At 40.4% G+C, this 21,483-nt stretch carries 15 protein-coding genes; all 15 read right to left on the reverse strand.

Annotated elements, in window-relative coordinates; genetic code table 11:
• Window positions 1–537: 537 nt before the first annotated feature.
• The 15 genes from ABJH64_RS00260 to ABJH64_RS00330 all read right to left on the reverse strand — a co-directional run bounded on the left by ABJH64_RS00260 (window position 538) and on the right by ABJH64_RS00330 (window position 21,482).
• A complete protein-coding gene (locus ABJH64_RS00260) occupies window positions 538–1,479 on the reverse strand; it encodes a glycosyltransferase family 2 protein (RefSeq protein ID WP_348275928.1) in 942 nt (313 codons plus the stop codon).
• Window positions 1,476–1,994, reverse strand: a complete 519-nt coding sequence (locus ABJH64_RS00265) for a hypothetical protein (protein ID WP_348275927.1) — start codon at window positions 1,992–1,994, stop codon at window positions 1,476–1,478. Before ABJH64_RS00265 ends, ABJH64_RS00260 begins: the two co-directional genes overlap by 4 nt.
• Window positions 1,995–2,810: 816 nt before the next feature.
• On the reverse strand, window positions 2,811–4,022 hold the full coding sequence (locus tag ABJH64_RS00270; RefSeq protein WP_348275926.1) for a hypothetical protein: 1,212 nt from the start codon (window positions 4,020–4,022) through the stop codon (window positions 2,811–2,813).
• 95 nt (window positions 4,023–4,117) lie between these two features.
• Window positions 4,118–5,815: an asparagine synthase (glutamine-hydrolyzing) gene (gene asnB / locus ABJH64_RS00275; RefSeq protein WP_348275925.1), complete on the reverse strand. Its 1,698-nt coding sequence runs from the start codon at window positions 5,813–5,815 to the stop codon at window positions 4,118–4,120.
• Entirely contained in the window at window positions 5,803–6,510 is a 708-nt protein-coding gene (locus ABJH64_RS00280; protein WP_348275924.1) for an acylneuraminate cytidylyltransferase family protein, read from the reverse strand. Before ABJH64_RS00280 ends, asnB (ABJH64_RS00275) begins: the two co-directional genes overlap by 13 nt.
• On the reverse strand, window positions 6,510–7,664 hold the full coding sequence (gene neuC / locus ABJH64_RS00285; protein WP_348275923.1) for a UDP-N-acetylglucosamine 2-epimerase: 1,155 nt from the start codon (window positions 7,662–7,664) through the stop codon (window positions 6,510–6,512). The genes ABJH64_RS00280 and neuC overlap by 1 nt, the downstream gene beginning before the upstream one ends.
• Before the next feature lie 2 nt (window positions 7,665–7,666).
• A complete protein-coding gene (locus ABJH64_RS00290; protein ID WP_348275922.1) occupies window positions 7,667–8,662 on the reverse strand; it encodes an N-acetylneuraminate synthase family protein in 996 nt (331 codons plus the stop codon).
• A complete protein-coding gene (locus ABJH64_RS00295) occupies window positions 8,663–14,776 on the reverse strand; it encodes a PKD domain-containing protein (RefSeq protein ID WP_348275921.1) in 6,114 nt (2,037 codons plus the stop codon).
• Window positions 14,777–15,153: 377 nt separating this feature from the next.
• Window positions 15,154–16,086: a glycosyltransferase family A protein gene (locus tag ABJH64_RS00300; protein WP_348299172.1), complete on the reverse strand. Its 933-nt coding sequence runs from the start codon at window positions 16,084–16,086 to the stop codon at window positions 15,154–15,156.
• A gap of 21 nt (window positions 16,087–16,107) precedes the next feature.
• On the reverse strand, window positions 16,108–17,193 hold the full coding sequence (locus ABJH64_RS00305) for an acyltransferase (RefSeq protein ID WP_348275919.1): 1,086 nt from the start codon (window positions 17,191–17,193) through the stop codon (window positions 16,108–16,110).
• A 68-nt stretch (window positions 17,194–17,261) separates the two neighbouring features.
• On the reverse strand, window positions 17,262–17,720 hold the full coding sequence (locus ABJH64_RS00310; protein ID WP_348275918.1) for an acyltransferase: 459 nt from the start codon (window positions 17,718–17,720) through the stop codon (window positions 17,262–17,264).
• Window positions 17,717–18,142 (reverse strand): FdtA/QdtA family cupin domain-containing protein, encoded by a 426-nt coding sequence (locus ABJH64_RS00315; protein ID WP_348275917.1) that lies wholly within the window; start codon window positions 18,140–18,142, stop codon window positions 17,717–17,719. Before ABJH64_RS00315 ends, ABJH64_RS00310 begins: the two co-directional genes overlap by 4 nt.
• Window positions 18,129–18,539, reverse strand: a complete 411-nt coding sequence (locus ABJH64_RS00320; protein WP_348275916.1) for an FdtA/QdtA family cupin domain-containing protein — start codon at window positions 18,537–18,539, stop codon at window positions 18,129–18,131. Before ABJH64_RS00320 ends, ABJH64_RS00315 begins: the two co-directional genes overlap by 14 nt.
• 22 nt (window positions 18,540–18,561) lie before the next feature.
• Window positions 18,562–20,427: an asparagine synthase (glutamine-hydrolyzing) gene (gene asnB / locus ABJH64_RS00325; protein ID WP_348275915.1), complete on the reverse strand. Its 1,866-nt coding sequence runs from the start codon at window positions 20,425–20,427 to the stop codon at window positions 18,562–18,564.
• Window positions 20,415–21,482, reverse strand: a complete 1,068-nt coding sequence (locus ABJH64_RS00330; RefSeq protein ID WP_348275914.1) for a glycosyltransferase — start codon at window positions 21,480–21,482, stop codon at window positions 20,415–20,417. Before ABJH64_RS00330 ends, asnB (ABJH64_RS00325) begins: the two co-directional genes overlap by 13 nt.
• Between the last annotated feature and the right edge of the window lies 1 nt (window position 21,483).

Below are 21,483 nucleotides of genomic sequence, written 5' to 3' on the forward strand. Positions count from 1 at the left end.
TTTTCTCATTAGAGTTTGTCTCGAATGTTCCTCGGCAAAGCAACTTCACCGAAGAGAAAGATAGAATTTTAGGTTTTGTTTTCTGCAATCCAGCGTTCTAAGCAGCAGAAATAAAACATGAGCAGTACGCAAAATCAAACTATTGAGAAATCAGAGAAGAAAATTCCGACTAGTGCTAGTATTAAGTAGGATAAACTTGCGCCAATCTCCTTGAATTTCGCTGGATTTAAGATTTATAAAATTCAGATCCTAAGCACTTCAATTGAAACTGAACCAGATCGCAAAGTTTGAAATAACTGATTTATCTGGTTACAGTTCGGGAAAAAAGGATCTAATAAAGTTGACTATCCGCAATCTTGACAGGATGCATAATTCCCTTGCTCATAAGGACAGAAGTCGAAAGATCGGTGACCGAGGCGGCCTCAATTCATAAGTTTAACATGTGCTACATTGCTTATTCCACATTACTGGTAGAAATACGGATAATCATAATACTTTTAGCTTTTTCCGGGTATCAATGCGGATATACCTGATTAATTATGGATTTTTCCTCGGGTAATTCTTGGTATCAAAATCAAGCCAAGACAGGAATAAGTTGAATGAAATCAAGATCGCCAAGGCGAAGATTATTACAGTTCCAGCAGGAGTAGTCAATCCCAAATTCAAATTTTTATAATAGTGATAAAAGCCGAAGCTACTTCCAAAAACAAAAAGTAACACAGAAAGAAACAAGTAAATAGATCCTATATTAAGATCAAACAGGAAATATTTATAATAAACTCTTCTGAAAAATATGGCAATAAGTTTTGGCAAAAATTCAAAAGGAATTAAGAATACATTCATATTGCTTACCTCATTTTTATAGATTGGAGGCATTTTAACTGAAGAAATAACACTATCGTTTAAGAATAATTCTCCCAATAAGCTGGTTTCAAAAAAATACGAATCATGCAATCTATCCAAATCTAACTGCATTAATGCTTCACGGGAAATCCCAAAGTAGCCATTGGTAGGATCCTGCACTCCCCAATAGCCCGTACACATCTTGGTAATAAATGATAGAGCCAAATTACCAAATCGACGGACAAATGGCATTCGTTTAATCACAGTAATATCATACAGTCTATTACCTTTTACAAAATCACAAGTTTCGGATATGAGGTGATCCTGCAACTTAAAGATCTGACTCAAATCCATTTGGTCATCAGAATCCACTTTATAGAAGTACCTAATTTCCTCATTTTCTAAGGCCTTCCTAAATCCAGTTTTCATAGCACCGCCCACACCTTTATTGGTCTCATGTTTTACTATAATAACCTCGAAGTCAAACTCAGAAAAAGAGCAGTCCGGTATAGGAATAGGACTATTATCATCCACAATATACACGAAGTCTATTATGCTAGGTATTTTTCTTAATACGTCAAGTACTAAATGGCCTGATTTATAGTAGGGAATAATTACACAGGATTTGGTATTCATAGGACTTTTCGAGAGCTAAATTGATAATATCCCAAAATAGGGACCAGGTAAAAGATAGGAATGATATATCTGAATAATGGAACTACTACAGATGATATCAAAAGAGTATAAATTAGAAGCACTAAAAAGAAAGTGTTCATATTGGAAAAACTCAGAGAGCTTAAAACCTTATAAATCCAATAAAAAAACACGAGGATAATAGGTAAATTAATAAGCAGCATAAGCAATTCAAACTTCTTATTGATGGTATCCGTCCCTACAAAAACTCTTCCCAGTTTTAATAACTGAAACTTCAATAAACCAAAAGCATTGGTTTTCAACTGAAGGACATAATAATCGAAAACTTGACCTGTAGTGGTGTACGTCTCATATTCATTCCAAAAATCATCCATTACCTTCCTTATACCTGGATCGTCTGTTAGGGTATTTCTATATCCTTTGTTGTCATAAGCGATACCATCTTTTAGCGATTGAATACTTCCTGTAGAAGAAATTACCAATTGATCAGAATTCAAATACGAATAAGTTGACCAGGGTAATAAAGTAAGTACGCAAATAAAGAATGGAAAAACCAATTGCTGAAGTCTATGCCTGTTTGTATAAATTAAAAACAAAACTAAGAATCCGAAAAAGTACAAGTAAGTCGGTCTCACCAATAACGATAAGGAAAAGTAGAAAAGTGAAAAGGTCAAATATTTAAAATCTTCTCTCTTTAAAAACTGGATAAATTTCCAAAGAAAAAGCAGAAAAAAAACCATGAACAAATGTTCTGACAATGGTTTGAAAGAGTAATAAACTATAATTGGATTTAGCAAATAAAAGAAAGCAGGAAAAAACCGAAAGCGATCAGTTGTAAATTCAGTTGAAATTTTAACTAGTAAATAAGCATTTATAGCAATACAACTAAGAATAATAAGTTTGGATAAAAGCAAAATACTGATTCCAGAAACTGTGGACAACTTTAAAGTTAAACCAAATAGAATGGGAAGCAGAGGCGGAACCCTACTGGTAAAAAATCCATCTAAAAAAAACCATTTACCACCATTTGCTATACTGTATATTTGTTTTTCGTAATCGGTGTTTAGCCATTCAGAGAAAGAGTAGAAGTAAGCATGGGTAACTACATAGACAACAACTGTGAAAATCAACAGATACTTAATTTCAAAGATTTTCAAATATCGATTAGAACTTATATGCTCAAGCTCCCTGGAACTACTAAAATTATTTTCCACTACTCTAAATGTCTTGTAAAGTGATTATATAACTATTCTTAAAGACTGAGGTACACTCTTTTATGGATGCAAAAGAAGAAACACTTTGCAAAGAGTAATTCATGTAGCCTGTGATAAAACTTGATCTAATTGAGCCTTAAAGTTTTCTTCACTAAAAAAGTCTCCAAAAGGCTTAATCGCTTCACCCTTATCCAATTCGTTATCAATGAGTTGCTTAAGTTTTAATTGGATTTCACCTACATCATCCATAGTCGCGATGCAACGATCATCGGTAATAATGTTTCTCAATTCAGATTTCTTTGGAGAAATGCATAGAACAGCCTTATTGATAGATGCTAAAAACGGAGCTTTACCCACCAAGATATTGGAATAGTGTGGACCATTTTCCAAAATGATCACAATATCGCTCTGATGAATCTGCTCATAGGAGGAATTTGCGAAGTTCACGATATCCAGAAATTTGATGTTCAGCGCCGAGCCATATAGCTCTTTATAACGTGCCACCTCATTGCCTTTTACCCTGAGGATGAGTTCAGTATTCACCTCGTACCTTTTATCTGATCGTACTAATTCACTGTAAGCCTTAATCAGATTCTCAATATTTCTACCAAACATCAGGGCGCCATGGTATGAAATACTGACTGGTTTTTCTTTCACGCGTACTACTCCAGTTTCTTCTTTTGCAAAAACACTTGGGTCATATTGATGTGAAAGGGTCAAGAATGGCTTTTTAGAACTATAGAGATGCTCCAAATCATGGGACATGCAAAAAGCTGTTGAAATACACACCTTGGCCTTCTCTACTACTTTCATCATTTTCTCTAGCCTGTAAAAATCAAGCTTTGTAGGCTTCAAAGTGGTTCCTACATACCATGGAATTGGATAGGGATCATGAAAATTAACAATGGCCTTACTTAAAATAGGTAAATTTTCTAGTGCCAAAATTACCTCATGGCCGATTCCTGCACTTCTAATGAAAATATGATCATACTTTTCATACTCAATTTTAGAAATGATCGAAGTGTACTTTTTCACGAAACTTTCCTCCACCAAGGATACATTGAAAAGCCTCCAGTAGAGTTTATTCACATACTTCAGCCAGAAGGGAACAGCAGTGTTTACTTGGTACTCTACAATCGTATCGACAGGAAGTAATTCTAGTTTGTCGTCTGTGGCAGCCGTTTTAATGTAATGAACATCAATCAGAGATTCAGGGTAGGCTTTCCTCAATTTACCCAAAAATGATCGGGAGATTATCCCTGCACTAGTACCGGAAACTCTTAAATCTTGCTCTATTATCAAAAACTTCATTTTCTCAACTATTTGAGTTTCATCAATTGATGAATTCAATTTTAACTATTATTTGAATTTTCACTTACAATTTTTTCCTCCTCAGCGAATCACTTTTAATCCTCTATAAATGAGGCGTTGATCCATTGCCATACGAAAAAACTATTGTCATTTTGACCGTCCTTATATTCCTGCCATTGATTGGACAAGGCATTTCTCTCAAACCATGGATTGGATTTGAGTTTGCTTACTCTGTCTTCGACAAAACCCGACAAAGGCCCTCCTATCCACTCACGTTGAGGCGTTTGCAGAGGTCTTTTTGGAGCTAATGCAATGCTTTCGAGTGTCTTTTTCACTAATTGACGCGGCAACCACTTCCCTTCGTCCCCTTTGATTTTCATTTCTGATTTTTGAGCAAAAGCCATCTCCACCAATCGGTAATCCAAAAAGGGCTCTCTAAGCTCGGTACTATGCATCATACTAACCCTGTCATTGAATCTCAATGCTCTGGGGATTTTGGTGTAATACAAATCCCTGAATTGCTTGTTTTGGAGTTTATTATCAAATGGTTCTGGATAGTTCACCTCTCTTGCCAGTGAGCGCAGATCCTGTGACAGCACTTGAGGTCTTGTCAATGGGCTTTTAATTCCTTGTACCAAGGCTGAAGAGTTGGATCTGTAATAATCGTATCCTGCCCAAGCTTCATCCATCCCTTGACCGTCCAACAGGACCAGGAAACCTTCCTTTCTAGCTTTTTCAAAAATCTTCGAATAGGCTAAGGTGGGAAATCCACCGAAGGGTTCATCTTGGAAATAGGAAACTTTTTCCAGGAGTTCGGGAATCTCTGAGCTGGTTAGCAGCACAGGATTGAGTGGGCTGTTGGTTTGAGCAATCAGATCCTTGACCCAAGGCAATTCATCGTATCGTTCATCTCCGGTATAAAACGTAAAAGCTTCAATGTTTTGAGTTTCACCGTGTTTTATATTGGCAATCATTGCTAATAAAATAGATGAATCCAGCCCACCGCTTACATTAAAACCTACAGGTACATCCGACCTGAATCTAATGCGAAGGGCATCCAAGAGCAATTCTAAATACTCTTCTTGTAGGCGTTCTGAATTTTCAAAAACCTGTTGACCGGCTACTTGAGCCACAAAATCATAATACTTATAGATCTGAGGACGAAGATCTCCATCCGAATAGCTAAGGCAGTGTCCGGGAGGTAATTGCTCGACATGTTTGAAAAATGTCTCATCTGGATAACCATAGCTTCCATGGACAAAGTAATCTGCCCATACCACATCATTGGAAGCAGCATCGACTCCTGCTGCGACCAGGGTTTTGATCTCACTGGCAAATAAAAACTGATGATCAGCGAAGGAAAAGTAAAAGGGTTTGACTCCAAATCGGTCTCGTGCTGCAAATAATTTTTTCTCCACACGATCCCAAATAGCAAAGGAAAACATGCCATTGAGATGCTGGAGCATTTTATCCTTGTACTTGATAAACATCGCCAGCAAAACCTCTGTGTCAGATGTGGTTCTGAATGAATAATCCAGCGATTGCTTTAATTCAATATAATTATAGATTTCCCCATTGAACACAACCACATATCTCCCACAATTACTGACCATGGGTTGATTGGCAGCTTCAGAAAGATCCAAAATAGAAAGTCTATTGTGGCCTAAGAAGCATTCCTCTTCGAACCATACCCCTTGGGCATCCGGGCCTCTATGCTTTTGTTTTTGAAGCATTTTGGCGAGAACAACTTCATTTTCTGGATTTCTTCCGACTATACCGGCTATTCCGCACATGCATTCAGCTTTTTGTAGGTTATTTCTGCTTTGTCCCAATCTGCCGGGGTGTCCAAATTGGCGTAATAGGAAGGATCAGATAGAATCCCTACCGTTTTACCACCGACGAGGACTCCTTTTTCTTTGATAAGCGAAACTTTCGAAATATAGACAGATCCATCTCTATGGTAGGCCATTGGCAATTCCTGCCTTCTGGGTATCAAGGTAGTCTCGCCAGTCGCAATAGACATAGCACCTTCCTCATCCATTTCGAAAGTCCAGTGTGGGTTGTACTCATGTGGAACTTCCAGCACCGAAATCAAACAATCTGCATCAGTAGATACAAACTTCTCTATGCAAGCATCAACAAATCCAGGAGGACGAAATGGGCTGGTGGGTTGAAGTAAGCAAACGGCATCAAAAAATTCGCCTTGATTTTCGAAAAACTCCAATGCGTGAAGGACCACAGCGAGGGAAGTGGTATGATCCTGAGCCAATTCCTTAGGCCGAATAAACGGAACTTCAGCACCATACGCTATCGCAATTTTGGCGATGTCCGCTCCATCCGTACTCACCGTTACGTTGTTCAGCTGATGAGCAGCAATACCATCTTTTATCGAATAAGCAATTAAGGGTTGGTGACCAAGAGTTCTACTATTCTTACCTGGAATCCCCTTGGACCCTTCTCTTGCTGGAATAAGGCCTAGTATTTTCATCAAAAAGTAATCGTTTTATGAAATACCAATGGTAATTTTCTTAAATGCTGGGCTATTTTTTCCCCTGCATTTCCATTCCCATAGATAGTTGAAATTTCAGGTTTAGGTGAAGTCTCTATTTTATTCAACGCATCTAAAATCTCCGTCCTGGAATAATCCACGTCAATCACATTTGCTCCTCTTTGTCGGCTATTTTGGCGAGAACCTATATTCACCACCGGGACACCCATAAATGCACATTCTCTGATTCCTACAGAACTATTGCCTATCAGGCCCTTGGAGGAGTAAAGTAACTTGAGAAAATCCTGAGGTTCCATATTTTTGAAGAAATGAAAATTTTCAAGATCATGAGTTTCCCTAAATGATCTAATTCCAGTGCTGGTACCATCGGCACCTGCATCCACATTGGGCCAAAACCAAAAAACAGGCTGATTTAGGCGATACATTGCGTGCAGTGTTTCTTCGATATGGAACCTGGAGTTCCCCACTTCTGTAGTGACCGGATGTTGCATGACCACCCAATAGCCATTGGAATAGTCCAGGACCTTTCCCACACCACCGTATTTTTTAATGGGGTCAAAATCCAAAGTGGGTGTTTGTTTTATTTCGTAGGCTAGGTCTATACTTGGACAGCCTGTGTTAAAAACATAATCAGGGTTTTCTCCCAACCTAATCACGCGCTTATAGGCATCTTCAGAGGCAACAAAATGATAATCAGCCAACTTCGTAATCGCATGTCGAACTTTTTCATCGATATTACCTGTGACCTCTCCACCTTGAATATGCGCCAAAGGTATGTTCATGTAGCTGGCTGAAATTGCCGTAGCCATGGTCTCAAATCTATCGGCCACCGTGACTACAATGTCTGGATTAAGATTGTTGAAAACAGTAGAAAGTTCAAGAATCCCTATTCCGGTTGTCTTAGCTGCAGCGGTGAGATTTTCGCCTTCTAGTACGTTGAATACCTTTGCCGTAATCTTGAATCCATCTTTCTCAATATTATTTACGGCATTTCCATACCGATCCAAAAGTGCAGAAGCTGCGACTACCAACTGCAGCTCCAGGTCCGGATGATTATTAATTGCGGCTAAGGCTGTTTTGATCCTTGAGTAAGAAGGTCTAGCAGTAATTACAACACAGATTTTTCTTTTCATTTTCAGGCTTTAAGATCTTCAGCATTCAGAAAATCCCATTTTTCAAGATTTCTATTTAATTCCCTTCCCAAAACAGATCGGTATTCACTGGCAGGAATACCCCGATCACCCGGCTTTTTGGATTCTAAATCATCCCCAGTCAGGATATGCCCTGCACTGAGCGCTTTATTTACTGCTAGCGATTTGCCAAACATCACTTTTAACTCTGCATATTTTTGGTTTTCAGACTTTACTACATGGTTATTCAATGCTGATTTGATTTGATGGATTCCATCACAAAGCAGCTTAGTCTGGTCAATGGTAATACTCGCAGGGGAATCAGGTCCAAACTGTCTTTTATCGAAAACCACGTGAAATTCTACGATTTCTGCTCCTAAAGTAGTAGCTGCCAGACAGGCAAAAATATCGCCGCTGTGGTCTGAAAAACCAACCGGTAAGTTATATCTGTGTTTCAATTCCCCCATGACATTCAAACCCCATTGGGTAGGTTTGGTGGGATAGGCAGTGGTGCACTGAAGTATGCTCAGAGGATTACCAAAAGGCATCAAAAACTCAATTGTTTTGTCGAGCTCTTCCATAGAACTCATGCCCGAACTGAGGATGATCGGTTTCCCGGTTTTCGCTATTTTTTCCAACATCAAAAAGTTGCTGATTTCCCCAGAGCCAATTTTATAGTGCTCCACTTGGATAGCTTCCAACACATCCACAGCTGCATTACTAAATGGTGAGGAAATGAACTTCATGTTTTTTTCCTCACAATGAGTTTTCAGACCTTGCCACTGTCCCAGCGTGAATTCCATTCGTTTCCAATACGAAAAACGTGTGTCGTCCTGCTTTGAAAATTTAACCCGAAAAGGCTCGAAAGCTGAAGATTCCGCCTCCGCTATATGAGTTTGAAATTTCACAGCATCTACACCTGTATCTGCCAGCGCATCTATGTAGGCATGCGCAGTTCCCAGGCTTCCATCATGTGCCTGTCCAATTTCTGCAATTATCATTTATCGAATTAGTATGAACACTCCGCCTTGATCAAAGGTAAGCCCTGATCTGGTGGAGTAGTTTACCTTGTACACATAATTTCCGTTGGGTGCCGGTGTTCCTTTTACAGTCCCGTCCCACCCTAGGTCTTCCAGGCTATCAGATTGGTAGATCAACTCTCCCCAGGTGTTGAATACATAAAACTCCAAACTGGCAAGACCTCTATGCTTAGGTTTGTAGAATTGGTTTTTGAGTCCATCAGGTGTAAAGGCATTCGGCATGATCAACAAATAATCATCTTTTACCTGAACCAAAATGGAATAAACACTCTGACATCCAATAGAGTCTGTAGTTTTAAGGGTAACTGTATAAGAGCCTTTTTTCTGGTAAATATGACTTGGATTCTGCTCTGAACTACTTGCTCCATCTCCAAAATCCCATTCCCAAATTATCACTTCTCCAGTCGAAATATCTTCGAAATCGACATTTTCCAAAATTTGGATATCCTCATTGCTTATAATAATTCCATCCCCTTGATCGGCATGGTACTGGAAATTAGACTGTAATAGCTCCTCAGCAATCCTTACTAAAATCCTTTTGGAATCGGTAAAGCAACCTGATCCTTTCACTGAGGCACTTACTTCATAATTACCAGAAACATCCACAGAAGTAGCTTCATTTCCAATCAACGCATTGCCTAGAGGGCTGATAATGGTGTATTCGTAGATAGAAGGATTATAGCCTTCGATGTAGTTAGTCAGGTCCACCGTTTCGTCTGGATCACAGACAATGGAAGGATTTGAAACCCTCAAATTAGGATAAGCTGTGACCAAAACTTGGACCCTTTTCGGAGACACACCACAGATTCCAACTCCTTCCACCATTGCAAAATACTCGTAAGCTTGAACGTTTGCGGCAAGGCCAGAAATAGTCAATTCCCCAGCGGAATTTATTTGATAAGTCACTCCGTTAGAAGAACCTGAGGTCAATGGATTATTCATGGCTTCATCAAAGAACCAGGTATAGGTAGGCGCGTTCACATTAGCAGGCACCGTGGGAACTAAGTTGGCATCCTGTCCCTCGCAGATCATTTGATCTTGTAAGCTTATTTCCGTTGGAACTTCTACCAAGTCCAAAGGATCTCCAATAGATAGTATGCAACCAAGAGCATCTTTGATTTCAAACACATATTGCCCTTGCCCAATTCCAGAAACAATCACTGCTCCACTAGGATCTGAAACCACCGTACCCTGGCTTACGCCATTCTTGAAGACTTCCACAACATAGTCTGCTAATCCACCTCGCACGGCTAGTGTAACTCTCCCATTTGCCACCTCACAGGTAGGGTTAAGGATTTCGACAATCTCAGCTTCCAAAGGACTATCTGAACCGATTATTTCAATATCACTGATAGTTACTTCACAAGTTTCTGGTGTCTGTACAGTAATAGAATGAATTCCTTTGGGAACATTTTCAAACAAGCCATTATCTTGGGATATCTGGCCGTCTAGAACAAAAGTGTAATTTCCAGATCCTCCACTTGCAGTGACATTGATAGTGCCTCCCTCTCCGAAACAGACTTCATCGAGTTTGGTATAAGTAGCAGTGGGCTTGCCATATACAAGTGCTTCTGCATTGGCGACAAATCCAGGACATACCCCACTTCCTACTCCAATGACATAGTATTGATAAGGACTGGCAGATGTAGCTAAGCCATTCACCGATAAGCTACCACTTGCAGGATTTATTTGATAAGTAATGCCCTGCGCATTTGGAGTAGCACTAGAAATAATCTTTTGAGTCAGGGCAGCGTCAAAATACCATTCAAAACCTGCGCCCGGAGCAACTGGGTCGATAGAAGGCGTGAATAGGACTGACTGCCCTTCACATACCGCTTGCTTATCTACCAAAATTTGAGAAGGCCCATCCACCAGATCAAGCGCATTAGAATTAATCTGACATCCTTGGGCATCTATAATGTCCAAAGAATAATTACCAGAACTAAGTCCATCAATAAAAAATGAAGCACCTGTGTCAGGTATGGTCTGAAGAGCCGTTCCATTTTTGATGATGGTGACTTGATATGGAGCCCATCCACCTGAAATAGTAGCACTAAGTTTGCCATTCAAAGCCCCACAACCTGGATTAACTCCTGTAAGTGGAGTAACTGCTAATGCAGCTGCGGGACCATCTACCGTAAAGGTCACATTCTGTGGGCATCCCGCAGGTGTAAGTACCTCCAATTGGTAGGTTCCAGCAGTAAAATTCATCGCTTCAAGAGCACTTTGCGTCATTGCAGCTCCTGAGTTCACCTTATATTGATAATCTGTTGAGGTTCCAGAAATGAAGATCAACTTCCCATCATTACCACCAAAACAAGAGACTGGTGTAGTCTCAATTAAGACTTCAGGTATTGCAAATACCTCAACGTCTATTTCGATTTCCTGTCCTGTACAGCCCACATAGAAATAATAGGTATAATCGCCAGCAGGTAAGCCATCTATTAACAACCTTGGATTCAGCCAATCAGTATCATCAATCGTGTAAATTATCGTAGGATCAGTTGGATCAGGTCCTTCTGTAATAAGTCCACTTTGACCTGGGTTTCTATACCAAAATACTTCAGTAAATGCCGTAGGAGGAAGACTTGGATCTGGCGCAATGTGTATAGGCCTGATTTCCACGGTTTCTCCAAAGCAATCATTGATAGGTGGAACGATTCCATATACTGGATCCGAAAGTTCACCAACTACAAAATCGAAGGACATTTTACATCCTTTTTGATCTGTCACAAGAAGAAAATAGGTGTCTGGTGAAAGATTGCTTGCTCCCGATGCATCTCCAGGGATAATAGTGCCGTCAATAGCACCTTTGCGCCATTCTACTGTATATCCACCCCAACCTCCTACTATCTGAATATCCTTGATAGTACCGTTTGCCAAATCACAGGAAGCTCTCTCTATGGTTTGGTTAGCAAGCGCTATTGGTGCTGATGGTTCTAAAACTTCTATATCGGCTAGGTTGGTCACACAGCCTAAAGCACTTTTAATACTTAATTGATACGTCCCGGCAGGAAGATTTTCGAAGAGACCTCCATTTTGTGCAAAGTCAACAAAAACTCCGTTATCTCCTGAAAGACTAAATTCAAAGTCAGCATAGTTATTTCCAGGAATCTGAGCTTGAATAGTACCTAAACTTTCACCAAAACAAGTCTCAGTAACTATAGGAGCATTCATTTCCGGACCAGGAGTTACTTTAATTTCTGTAGGAATGTATCCTTGATCACAAATCTTAGCGCCAGTCACCCGAAGATAAACCAAATAAGGAACACTTCTCGCAGGGAGCCCTGTCACAGACAGCTCATTCGAAGAGTTCACGTTATACGTGATGTTTCCTATCACCAGATTATCCGTAAGTAAGGTATAACCTCCTGCTCCGTTGTCTATGTACCAATTGAAAACTGGAATTCCAGTAGATGGATCATTTATACCTATTGAAGCATACGCTACCTGCCCTTCACAAACTTCCGAACCCACCGTAGTAAAGTTAGATGCAGGATCCTCCAACACATCCATGGTCTGGCTCAGGGTACATCCTTTAGCATCAGTTACAGTGATGGAATACTGGTTAGCAGCTAATCCCTGTAGCGAATAAATTCCGCTGGGATCAAATGGCAAATTGGTTCCATTCACGACTACAGACTGATAGGGAGCATTTCCCCCAGTTATCTCAAAAGAAATCTCACCATTCGGAAGTGAACAAAAGGCATTTTCAACAGCACCAGGTACGATAAGTAAATTATCGGTCGGCCCCTCAATACGTACATCTTGTATAGGTGAACTACAGCCCAATGAAACTGAGGTGCCAAACACCTTATAGTCACCTGAGACTAGAGTGGAGAAAATCCCGGTTGTATTAGTCGCCAGTAGTTGATCATTAGCATCTAACAACGTGTAGGTAATATCTGAAGCACCGCTTACAGAGGCCACAATTTCACCGGTTGCATCATTACACCAATCATCGGAAGAATTAACTGTGAAATTCAAAGGCGGATTGACAAAGACCGTGGCTTTGGTCAAAACATCACCTATATAGGGACAAAAATTACCCCCGGTCTGTGATTGGTTTGCTGCTTCAACAAAGAACTCATAGGTAGATGCGGGGCCATTATTTTTCAATCCAGAAAGTGTGAATTCTCCTGTGGAAGAAATGGTAATACTTACAGGGGTTCCACCGATTGTGACCGTGGAGCCACTGACTAAAGCCCCTCCAGACCTATCTGCATTCTGATACCATAAATAATTAGGCACAGCACCAGGAGGAATGAAAGATGGGTCTATGCGGGGAACAAAGGAGACAGCTTCTCCCTCACAAATCGTTTGATCTGGAACTTCCACAAAAACCGGAGTTCCGTTTTCTTGATCTACGATAACGTCGAACGTTTCATAACATCCGCCAGAGGATGTACCTGCTGGATTCCAGATGTTCAGGGTATAAGTTCCGAGGTTTATTCCTGTCAAGTCAAAAGTGGCTTGTCCATTGGTCAGTGGACTTACAGAAGCACCAGATTTGCCGATCGAAACACCATTATACAACCATTCATAGTCAAAACCTGTCACCAAGTCTCCCACTATGAAATCGAAAATTCTACCATCTTGCTGTCCGTCACAGCTAGGATTATCGATAGATGCATCTTGAATTTTTACTGGGAAAGGGTTCGAAACCACTCTAATAACTTCAGGATCAGAAGTTAGTCCGTAATTATCTGTGACGTTATAATAAACCAATGCCTCTCCTACAAACCCCGGTGCTGCTACAAATTTGACATTGACGACATCTCGGATCTGATTGAAATTCCCTGTATTAAGTGTCTGAAGTTCAGAATAAAATGTTCCAATCAGATTTCCATTTACATCGAAAACCTGCTCTTCGTAATTGGCAGGATCACATTTATTCCTACAGAGGTTTCCATCCATTCCACAAGCCAAAAAGTCCGTTGCGGGTATGGTATTATCAGGTGCTCCTGGATCGGTACTGAATAATTGCAAACAGGTGATGAAGGCATCAGGGGTGGATAGTTGCACTTTAAACTCCATATCAATACCTGAGTCACCTTCACAGATAACGCCATTTTGCTCACTCACTTTGGGCTCACTGATTTGGGAGGTGTCAAACACGTTTACAGACACATTCCTGATTTCGTGATTATTATCTCTGAAACCTGTTGCCCCGGCAAATCCAATTTTCAGCCTGTCAGGTGCCGCAAATGGATAAGGAAATGGAGGAAAAGTAACTACCTGTTGACCATTAGTGGTCGTATTCACCAGCATGGTGATTTTCACACTATAACCGGGTCCCGGAATAAGAGGATCTAGCTCAATAAAAACCTTCCTGTAGCCTGGTAGCAAACAATCCGTCACTCTACTTGGAACATCTGATTCTATAGTAAAGTATTGGGAAGGGGGAAAAGGAGGGTTTTGGGTTAGCCAAGGCTGAGAAAACGGGATAGTAACTTCCCTGTTCAAAAGGTCATAGTTTTGCGACTCCGGTGCCCTAATAGACACACTATTGCCTACTCTTCCTTCCCAATTTGCAATGGGCTGCCCTACTGTACCATTACCGAAATTCCCATTTTCGTCAAACCCAATTCCAATGTAACCTCCTGATATTCCTGGCGCAATTACGCTACCATCTACTGGGTTTACATAAGGAGCATAACCTAGTGATCCGCCCAAATAGCCCAAATTAAAAGGCACATCGGCGTCAAACATAAAAAAGCTAATTCCATCAGCCCCATTCCCTCCGTACGTGAAATATTCAAAGGAAGTCCTAATTCCAAATTGAGAAGAAAATGGAATTTCAACAATTGCATATCCGCTATGCCAGAAATCTTTGGGAGTAAGTGTCAATGACTGACCGTTCGGTTGGGCTTCCCATCCATTGGGATCGAAAAATCCAGAAATATTATCCCGAATTTCCCCACCAAAAGAGGTGTTTTCAAATGGCCCCATTCCTGTGAAAGGTTCACAATAAGGAAATCCCACTCTAGGAATTTCAATGACTTGCGCCTGAAGCGTGCTTTTTTGCAGTAAAAAAGAAAATAGAATACATGAGAAAAGTAAAAATCTTCTCATCACAGCATAGGACGGTATGTTTTGGTTGACTAGCAAAAGCCGGTTTTTGTGGTTTTTTTAATTAGCAAAAAGGGTGCGGGATATAAATTTTTCATTTGATGATCCACCCCTATTCGATAGCAGAGAATTTCCAACTGCGATTTGCTGCACGTTTGCCGATTAGGTGAATGAACGGGTTGAATTACCCCGAATTCTGGAATACTTCGAACTTCAGTCATAAGTCTTCCAATCAGGAGATCATTGGGGATTTGGCTAGTGGCGAACTTGTGGGTAATCATGTTCAAGAATAAGATGTCCAACTCTTGGATGCAATTTTATCATTTTAAATTTAAGTCATGTACAAAACACCAATTTCTTACTGGTCCACATCGAATGGATTACTTCGATGAGCTACTCAATAAAATCTTAGTGGAAAGCTTCAACCCAAATCTCTGAAATCTTACCCAATCCCACAGGGAATAAATTCTTTTCAACAAGAGAAGCCTAGCGTTTCGGCTAGCCTTATCATAGGCCTTTCCATCATACTTTGAAAACTTAAAGTACAGTCTCCTCTGGATTGTAAAAAGTTCTTCCTTAGTAATCTTACCTTCTAAAAAAACATCTTCAGCTACCCTAGAAAGGCTAATAGCTAGATTCTTATAGTTCTCTTTGGAGCCTGATATATTCCCACCATGTACCCGGTACTGCACAAGTGGTTTATCAATAAACCAGAATTTGGTCAAAGCAGCTATTCTGGTAAAAAATTCAATATCCTCTGTAGCTCGCCTGATGATTGGGTTAAACCCCTTTGACTCCCTCACCACCCTAGTTCGGATAAGTGGCGTAGGCATCATCACGGTCCAATTACCTATCATTTTCACAAAGCAATCGCCATGTTTGATTTCAGGACTTCCAGGCCTACCCGTGATGGCACCCGTGGAGACACCTTGCTCATCAATACATTCACAATAGCCATGAACTAAACCAAAGTCAGGCTGTGAATCCAAAACAGCTACCTGTTCTGCTAGCTTAGATGGTAGCCAAAGATCATCGTCATCTACAAAAGCGATGTATTCCCCGCGTGCCAATTCGATCCCCCTATTTCTAGGCGTAGCCGGACCACCTGAATTAGGTATCCAGAGGTAGTTACAAAAATCAAACTTTGTGCAGACTTCCTGTGCTTCCCTTCTCTCGCTTCCATCATCGACTACTATCACCTCAAAATCTGTAAACGTTTGCTTCGAAATACTTTCCAGAGTTAACAGTAGATAATCTGCACGATTATAGGTCGGGATAATTACAGAGACTTTTGGATTCATTTGCTTTTCCACCTTTCCAAAACTTTATTCTACCTAAGAAGTGCTTTTAACAGTTGCATACTTGTATTTCAACTTCAAAAACCACTTTTCAAAATAATTAAATGAGAGGTAGGAGATCAAAAAAGTTAAAAACAGAGATAAGAAGAATAATACCCCTACTTTCATCCCATTTGGGATGGATATGGGATTGATATAATAGATGAGTAGCAAAACGATCAATTTATGATAAACATAAATTCCATAGGATAGCTTTCCGATAAAATTGAAAAAGGCATTTTCTAAGTTTAGAAGTGGCTTCCTCAAAGAAATATTAGATAGAATCAATGAAAGTGTGACCAAAGAAACCAACTGATGATCCAGCAAAAGGGAAAACCGAAATTTTTCTACCAACATCAAGACTAAGCAACCCAAAACAAGCCATTGAGCGGGATTAGAAGTAAAAAAATCAATCACCCTACTTTTATAATGGTAGAGCACAGCTCCAATTCCGCCAATTCCCATGCAATCGAAGCGGTTGACTTTTAGTATTGAATAGAAAATGTCATAATCTGTAAACTTGAATGCTAAAAAAGCAATCACCTTGAGAAGGTAAAATATGGAAACAAAGAAAATCAGTTTCTTCAGGATGTTTTTGGTGTTGAAAAAAAACCATGGCCAAAAGACATAAAACTGCTCTTCTACTCCAATAGACCAGAGGTGACTAATAGCCATAGTACCTGCACCTAGCATAAAAGGCACATTGGCGAAAAAAGTCAGGTAGTACAGTATATCAACGTTTACGATATTAATATCCATCAAAAAGTATAGAGAAGCGATGGAAATAAATATGTAGAGATAATAGATCGGCCATATCCGAAGAATCCTCCTGATGTAAAAATCCTTAAGCTTCACCATCCCCGTGCGGTCCTGCTCTATGAGCAAAAGACTTGAGATCAAGAACCCACTCAAGGTGAAAAACATGGTGACACCATAATTAGCCATGTCAAGCGAATGAATCTTCAGTTCTGGATAGAGTTGATTTGCGCCATTAATGATATGCGAAAAAAGAACAGATAGAGCGGCTATTGCTCTTATTCCATTTAATCCCTTATAATATAAGACACTACCTGATTGATTCATTTTTGGAAAAACCTAAAAACACTCCCTGTCTATGCTGTGGCAAAAAATATTGGGATTTAGTAAGATACCTAACTGGTCAATTTCCTGACTTCTTGAGCTGGACTTCCTTTCACTAGCGTATAAGGTGGTACATCCTTTGTCACCAGAGATCCTGCGGCAACCATGGCTTTTTCGCCAATCGTAATTCCGCCCAAAATAATCGCTCCAGCTCCTATTGAGGCTCCTTTTTTTATCAGAGTTTTCTGGAATTCTCCAGGGTATTGTTTCGATCGCGGAAATTTGTCATTGGTAAAAGTGACGTTTGGCCCAATGAATACATCATCCTCGATTCGAATACCATCCCAGAGGTAAACACCGGATTTGACAGTGACATTATCTCCTATCACCACGTCATTTTCGATAAAATTATGGCTATTGATATTACAATTCTCACCGATTTGGGCGTTTTCTAGAATGACCACAAATTGCCATACCGTTGTAGTCTGGCCAATTTTAGTGGAATATACTTCTGCTAGGGGGCTAATCATTTTAGCTTTTGGGAAAAGGTAAGAAACTCATTATAATCCCGGATGTAATCCTTTTCATTGTAGGCATGAGAAGCCAAAACCAGGCAAACTGAACCTGAGGAGAAGTTCACTTCTGAAGCCCAGATTCCAGGAGGTATATATAGCCCACAGTCAGGTCTATTGAGCAGGATTTGTCGCTTGGACTTCCCATCATCTACCAACACCTCAAATGCCCCACTCACGGCAACCAAAAATTGGTGGCATTCATAGTGCGCATGTGCTCCCCGAGATTCTCCACCGGGAATATCATAGAGATAAAACACTCTCTTAATATCAAATGGTACTTCCTCTGAATTGGTCACGGGAGTAATATGACCATCTCTATCCCCAAGTTTAGAAAGATAAATCAAATAACAATCCAGAACAGACTTAGCTCTTTGCATGGCATAGTTCTTTATATTCTTCAAAATCTCTCAGGTAATCCTCAGCATCGAAGCACTGATCTGAGAGATGTAAACAGATGGCGTTGGTTGAGAAGTTTTCTAGGTTTCTCCACGTCAAAGCAGGTAAATACAACCCGTGATAAGATCGGTTCAAAGATACCACCTGCGTAGTACCATCAGGAAGCGTATGGATCACATCAAAGCTTCCGCTAAGAGCCACTACCAACTCATTTTGAGACCTATAGGCGTGACCACCTCTACTACTCCCACCGGGCACATCGTAGGTCCAAAATACTCGTTTGATCTCAAAGGGAAGTTGCTGCGGGTATTGAATAAACGTAAGATTCCCTCTAGGATCAAAGATTTTCGGTAGATTAATTAGTTGATTTTGACTCATAAGCAATTCTAAATTTTCATATTCAACTTGACACAGCAGTTTTTTCTTCAAAATTGACTTTAAACCAAAGTGCGGTAAAAAATACTTGCCTAATAATAGGGTAAAACTTGATAGGTTCTTTCTTAAATCCCGCTACAATTCCACTGATGTCCAAATAACAGTAAGGTTTGAGTTGAAATAATCCAGATTTGGGAAGATTTTCGAGTGCTTCTCTTAGTATGGGTTGATTGAGAATCAGCTGCTCCCAGGGCACAGAAAGACCTACTTTACGATGGCTGGTGATATAATTAGGCAGTTTTTTTCCGATGGAATTCAGCAGAAGATGCTTGCCTTTCCCTTTACTTGTGAAGCAATCATCAGGTAAGCTTCCTGTTCCTATCAATAACTTAGGATCTAGAAAAGGATCTCTACATTCGATAGAAGCCCCCATGGTAGTTCGGTCATTCCTATCATTCAATGTGTACAAATGCGTATGCTGCTCCAAATACAATAATTGCCGATAGCGATTCTTAGGATAGACTTTTTTTGCCTCCTCCAAGATTCCAATACGGTAATCTTCTACAATCCGAGCGGCATTTATCCCCAAATCCTGCAGGTCTTTGGGGTAAATTTCATTTGCATTCATGAGTATCTCTGCCTCCCTATTATTCATGTAGAGGTAGCGCTTCATTTTTCTTAGTCGCTCACTTTTGAGCCATTTGTCAGGAATATAGCGAATCAGAGAGAGTAACCTATACCTCATTTCATTGTCATGCACCTTGTAACGAACATAACCACCGAGCATCTCATCTGCTCCTTCCCCACTTAATAAAACACTGACAGACTCTTTGGCTTTTTTGGAAATCCCCAGAATATGACCATCAGAAAAATGCATGATGGGTTCATCATGATTTCGAATAGATTCCAGGGTAAGATCTACCAATTCTTTATCTTGGAATTCAAACGAGTGGAAAGATGCACCAAGATGTGCAGATAGCATTTTTGCCAGATGTGACTCATCGTGTCTTTTGTCTGAAAAAGCAACATTCCAAGCGCTAAGCTCTTGAAACCCTTGAGTAGATTGACTATACAAGGTGCTGCTGGAGTCCAATCCCCCACTGAGGAGCGTACCCACCTTCACATCTGCAATCATCCGCAAGTTGATGCTCTCATGGAAAGTTTGCTCAAACCACTCCAGAGGATTTGAAATGTGGGGATGCGCCAAAATCTCATTGCCCAGATGAAACCAGCGTCCAATCTCAGTTTGCCTACCTGAATGCGTAACTTTCATCCAATGTCCTGGAAGCAATCTGAATACATTTTTATAAACGGTAGAGACCCCGGCATTGAAGCGGTATAAAAACAATTCATCCAAATTCTCCTCGGCGATAGCCTTCTCCTGGCCTGCCGCAAAGATCGCTTTGATCTCACTTGCAAAATATAATCCTTCACTAGCCGAAAAATGAAAAAGAGGCTTCACTCCAAACCTATCTCGTGCTAGCAGTAACTCATCTGCACGGTGGTCATAAAATGCAAAAGCAAAAAATCCGTTCAAACGATGTAATGCCTCAAGGCCATACTCCATCAATAGATAGAGAAGTACTTCGGTGTCGGATGAAGTTTGAAAAACATAGCCAGATGCCTTCAATTCTCCATGAAAAGATTGAAAATTAAAAATCTCTCCATTAAAGACTAAAGTGTAATTGCCGCAGGGGGAATGAAAGGGCTGATTGGCTGCGTCACTTAAATCCAGAATTGACAATCTTCGATGTCCCAGCGCCAAGGCTCCCTTTATCCAATCCGACCCTGCATCTGGACCTCTATGATGGAGGCTTTCCCTCATTCTGAAGATTGTTTCCTGCGAAGCAGGCTTTTCATCATAATTCCAAAATCCTGCTATTCCGCACATTCTACAGCCATTTTTTCGCTCAACGTCTTCCTATACTGAGAATATATTCGACTCATATTTTTATTAAAATCAACATTATTTTCTATAAATGCCCTGTTTGTAGCTACGGCTTGCGCTACGAGCGCTGGGTTATTAATTGCAAATTCTATAGAATCAGCCAAGGCAACTACATCATCCACAGGAACCAACATGCCATTTTTTCGGCTGGAGAGGAAGGCCTGGTTGGCCGGTAAATCAGAAACTATAGGGAAACAACCCATCGCCATAGCCTCAAATAAAGAACTGGAAACACCCTCTGTAGTCGGAAATGCGACATAAAAGGAAGCCTTACTTAGCAGCTCGGGCAACTGATCATTAGAAATCCTACCGGTGAAAATCACGAGATCTTCTATCTTCAATTCTTTGCTCAAGCTTTGCAAATTGCTCATTTCAGGACCATCACCCACCAGAGTGGCTTTGACGAGATATCCTCTTTCTTTTAGAATTGCAATGCTTCTTATAATCTCCGCATGTTGATAAAGCTGATACAAGGACCTGGTCACAATTATACTTCGATTCAACTGGTCAATCTGAACATTAGCGTCCATCCTGTAGATACTTAGATCTATACCTTTGGGTAAAATCATAATCTTGTGGGGAGCAGCTCCGGAATAAAGCATAGCATAGGTCATGACATTTCCCCAAGCATGGATTATATCAGCGTTTGTATAGACCAATCGCTGGATTTTCCTCTTATAGAAACCCGAAAAGCCATGTTCAGGATAGGCATCAGTGATTCCCTGCTGTGCTACCACTTTAACCTTTGCTTTGACTAGCATTGCAAAAAGACCATAACTGGTAGCCCGCTCTGCCAAAACGATATCATAGGCTGCTTGCCGACGACTTTGGAGAACTTGGAAGAAAAAAATAAATGCAAAATAAAGCCTCTTCAACCTGGAATCTGATTTTTCGATTTCCATGGTATGAAGCTTGACCTTCGCCTCCATTTCAATTCCCTTGATCCAACTTTTCGCATCGGCCCGATACGTTTCTCCCAGAAATAAAATTTTGGTCATA

Origin of the sequence: Algoriphagus sp. (assembly GCF_039969895.1) — a bacterium.
In the GTDB taxonomy this organism is placed as follows: Bacteria; Bacteroidota; Bacteroidia; order Cytophagales; family Cyclobacteriaceae; genus Algoriphagus.